The organism is Paenibacillus mellifer, assembly GCF_023195895.1.
Classification (GTDB): Bacteria; Bacillota; Bacilli; order Paenibacillales; family Paenibacillaceae; genus Fontibacillus; species Fontibacillus mellifer.
This window is the reverse complement of sequence record NZ_JALPRK010000047.1, coordinates 1-1,447: the sequence shown is the minus strand read 5'-3', so window position 1 is coordinate 1,447 and position 1,447 is coordinate 1. Positions and strand designations below refer to the sequence as shown.

Sequence of the window (1,447 nt, the reverse complement as noted above, 5' to 3'; positions counted from 1 at the left end):
TTTGGATAAGCCCTCGACCGATTAGTACCTGTCAGCTCCATACATTGCTGCACTTCCACCTCAGGCCTATCAACCTCGTCGTCTTCAAGGGGTCTTACTAGTTGGGAAATCTCATCTTGAGGGGGGCTTCACGCTTAGATGCTTTCAGCGCTTATCCCGTCCGCACTTAGCTACCCAGCTGTGCTCCTGGCGGAACAACTGGTGCACCAGCGGTGCGTCCATCCCGGTCCTCTCGTACTAAGGACAGCTCCTCTCAAATTTCCTACGCCCACGACAGATAGGGACCGAACTGTCTCACGACGTTCTGAACCCAGCTCGCGTACCGCTTTAATGGGCGAACAGCCCAACCCTTGGGACCTACTTCAGCCCCAGGATGCGATGAGCCGACATCGAGGTGCCAAACCTCCCCGTCGATGTGGACTCTTGGGGGAGATAAGCCTGTTATCCCCAGGGTAGCTTTTATCCGTTGAGCGATGGCCCTTCCATGCGGTACCACCGGATCACTAAGCCCGACTTTCGTCCCTGCTCGACTTGTCAGTCTCGCAGTCAAGCTCCCTTTTGCCTTTGCACTCTTCGAATGATTTCCAACCATTCTGAGGGAACCTTGGGGCGCCTCCGTTACTCTTTAGGAGGCGACCGCCCCAGTCAAACTGCCCACCTGACACTGTCCCCGTACCGGTTCACGGTACCAGGTTAGAACTCCGATACGATCAGGGTGGTATCCCAACGGCGCCTCCACCGAAGCTGGCGCTCCGGCTTCCTAGGCTCCCACCTATCCTGTACAAATCGTATCAAAGTCCAATATCAAGCTGCAGTAAAGCTCCATGGGGTCTTTCCGTCTTGTCGCGGGTAACCTGCATCTTCACAGGTATTAAAATTTCACCGGATCTCTCGTTGAGACAGCGCCCAAGTCGTTACGCCATTCGTGCGGGTCAGAATTTACCTGACAAGGAATTTCGCTACCTTAGGACCGTTATAGTTACGGCCGCCGTTTACTGGGGCTTCGGTTCATAGCTTCGGGATTGCTCCCTAACCACTCCCCTTAACCTTCCAGCACCGGGCAGGCGTCAGCCCGTATACTTCGCCTTGCGGCTTCGCACAGACCTGTGTTTTTGCTAAACAGTCGCTTGGGCCTTTTCACTGCGGCCCCCTCGAGCTATTCACTCTACCGGGGCACCCCTTCTCCCGAAGTTACGGGGTCATTTTGCCGAGTTCCTTAACGAGAGTTCTTCCGCGCGCCTTAGAATTCTCTTCTCGCCTACCTGTGTCGGTTTGCGGTACGGGCACCTTCTCCTGACTAGAGGCTTTTCTTGGCAGTGTGAGATCATGACCTTCGGTACTGTAAATTTTCCCTCCCCATCACAGCCCAGCCTTAACGATGTGCGGATTTGCCTACACATCAGCCTCACTGCTTGGACGAGCATCCATCAGCTCGCGTCACTACCCT

The 1,447-nt window shown here is 54.9% G+C and carries 1 rRNA gene; it reads right to left on the bottom strand.

Annotation, left to right across the window (positions count from 1 at the left end):
- Window position 1: 1 nt before the first annotated feature.
- Window positions 2–1,447 (bottom strand): 23S ribosomal RNA (locus M0651_RS23895); the annotation flags it as partial.